General features: G+C 71.2%; 2 protein-coding genes and 1 pseudogene. All 3 read left to right on the top strand.

The window, feature by feature from the left end; all coding sequences use genetic code 11:
* Positions 1–48 precede the first annotated feature (48 nt).
* Positions 49–1,260, top strand: coding sequence for an alpha/beta hydrolase (locus tag G6024_RS16255; RefSeq protein WP_159149173.1), 1,212 nt, complete (start codon positions 49–51; stop codon positions 1,258–1,260).
* A gap of 32 nt (positions 1,261–1,292) precedes the next feature.
* Complete coding sequence (locus G6024_RS16250; protein WP_159149172.1) at positions 1,293–1,787, top strand: SRPBCC domain-containing protein; 495 nt, start codon at positions 1,293–1,295, stop codon at positions 1,785–1,787.
* A gap of 153 nt (positions 1,788–1,940) precedes the next feature.
* Positions 1,941–2,357: pseudogene (locus tag G6024_RS16245) on the top strand (HNH endonuclease signature motif containing protein); the annotation flags it as partial.

Below are 2,357 nucleotides of genomic sequence, written 5' to 3'. Positions count from 1 at the left end.
CCAGGGAGTAGATTCCTGCTCGCAACGCGGGCGACATATCGTGTCACGGTGACCACTCACCGCACGCCCCGTGTCCTGCCGCTGCTCGCTTCCGCGTTGGCCGCGGCGCTGGTCGGCGGGACGGCGGCCCCGGCCCTAGCGCAGTCGCTGCACGGCAGTTCCTCTCCGGGTATCGGATCCCTGACGGCGGTCGGTGGGAGCGTCGACCCGTCGAGCGCGGCCGCGGGCGCGGCGGCGGTCGGCTCCACCGGCTCCACCGGTACGGAGTCGCTGACCGGCTCGGGCACCCTCCCGCCACTGGGGACGGGCTCGCAGAACACCGCCGCCACCCCGCCGATCGGCATGGAGTCCGAGCCCGTCACCGTCAGCGAGGTGCGACGCGTGGAGATCGGCGACCCTCTGGTGGCCGGCGGCGATCCCCGATTCGAACGCTGGTGGGTGGCGTCGAAGTCGATGAACCGCGTCCTGCCGGTGGAGATCTGGCGCCCGGCCACCGACGCCCCGGCACCGATGCTGTACCTCCTCGACGGCGTGGACTCCCCCTCCCCGAGCGGGTGGCTCCTGCCGGGTGGCGTCGAGCGGACCTTCGCCGGTGAGCACGTCACGCTCGTCATGCCCGCCCGCGCGGACGGTTCCCTGCACGCCGACTGGCAGCGCGATGACCCGGTCCTGAGCCGCAACAAGTGGCAGACCTTCCTCACCGACGAGCTCCGTCCGCTGCTCGAGGCCGGCGACATCCCCTTCAACGGCAAGCGCGGTATGGCGGGCCTGTCGATGGGCGCGGCGAGCGCCGTCACCATCGCCGAGCTGCGCCCCGGCCTGTATGACGCCGTGGGCGCGATCGCCGGTTGCTACACGGCGCGCGACGACCTCGGGTTCATCCTCGCCAAGATCGTCACCGAGACGCGCGGCGGCGACATCGCCAACATGTGGGGCCCGCGCACCGACCCCGCCTACCGGGACAACGACGGCCTCCTCCACGCCGAGAAGCTCAGGGGCAAGGCCCTCTACTTCGCCACCGCCACCGGCCGACCCGATGCCGGCGAATGGGACCGCAACGGCCGCGACCTGCTCCGGTTCACCCAGGGTGCGGGGCTCGAGGTCGCCACACACGCCTGCACCGTGGAGATGGACCAGCGGCTCGATGAACTGGGCATCGACGCCCGGGTCGACTACCTGCCCACCGGCCTGCACAACTGGGACAATTTCGGCCGTTTCGTCGCCCCGATGCGCGATACGCTGATGCCAGCGCTGCGCTGACCACCGCGGCGCCCCTCACGTGAGGAGTCGCCATGGCCACCACACCCCAGGCCTCCGGATACCTCGCCCCGTCGGGCGCCGTGGTGTTCCCCCGCCAACTGCCACTGTCCCGGGAGGAGGCGTGGGCGGCCGTCACCGATCCGGCCCGCACCGCGCGCTGGATCGGATCGTGGTCGGGTGACCCGGCGTCGGGCACCGTCGAGATGACGATGTCCGCCGAGGAGGGCTCACCCGCAGAGACCGTCGGAGTACTGCGGTGTGAGGCGCCGAACCTCGTCGTCGTCAGGATCGGACCGGACGGCTGGGTGGTCACCGTGCGGATCGAGGGTGACGACGACGAGGTCACCATCTCCCTGGAACAGGACATCGCGGACGCCGAGTCCGCGTCCGACATCGGTCCCGGGTGGGACTTCTATCTGGACCGGTTGGTCGAGGCCGAGGCGGGCCGTGATCCGGAGGCCCTGCGCTTCTCCCCCGACTACCACCCCGCCCTGGCCGACCACTATCGGGCGTTGCTGGGCGGCTGAGGCGGCTGGTCGCCGCTGCGGTCTTCGACTGCGCGCCCTCCACCTGTTTTCGCAGGTGAGAGACTCATGTCGGACCCCCTTGCTAGTGTTTCCCCAATCGAACACACAGGCGAAGCAGGGTCGTGGCGGGCAACCGCCGGCAAGGGGGTGCACATGCGGGAGGCGACTACCGGGGATGATGCCGGAGCGGTGGCCGGGAGTCCCGCCGTCACCGCCGCCAGCTCCGCGGCCCTGGCCGCGTTGAACGCCGAGAATCGCGCGGCCGCCGCCCGACTGCGCGCCTGCCACGACCTGTGGGCCACCTGCCGCGAGGAACAGGAACTGCGCGACATCGCCGCCGGCTACGGCCCCGGCCTGGACCAACGCCCCGAACACGCCGTCATCGACCCACTGACCATCGCCACAAGTGAGATCGTCGCCACCTACGGCGTCCACCACAACCGCGCCCGCAGCCTGCTCACCCTGGCCATCACCCTGGTCACCAAGTTCCCCTCCCTCGTCGAGGCCATGGACACCGGCCGACTCGACGAAGCCACCGCCACCCTGCTCGCACGCCACATGCGCACCGTG

The organism is Dietzia maris, from assembly GCF_014144855.1.
Lineage (GTDB): Bacteria > Actinomycetota > Actinomycetes > Mycobacteriales > Mycobacteriaceae > Dietzia > Dietzia kunjamensis.
The sequence above is the reverse complement of the archived record's forward strand: the minus strand, read 5'-3'. Positions and strand labels throughout refer to the sequence as shown.

Excerpts from the sequence above, each read along its gene's own strand:
- G6024_RS16250 (WP_159149172.1), top strand. The coding sequence starts at position 1,293 with ATGGCCACCACACCCCAGGCCTCCGGATACCTCGCCCCGTCGGGCGCC.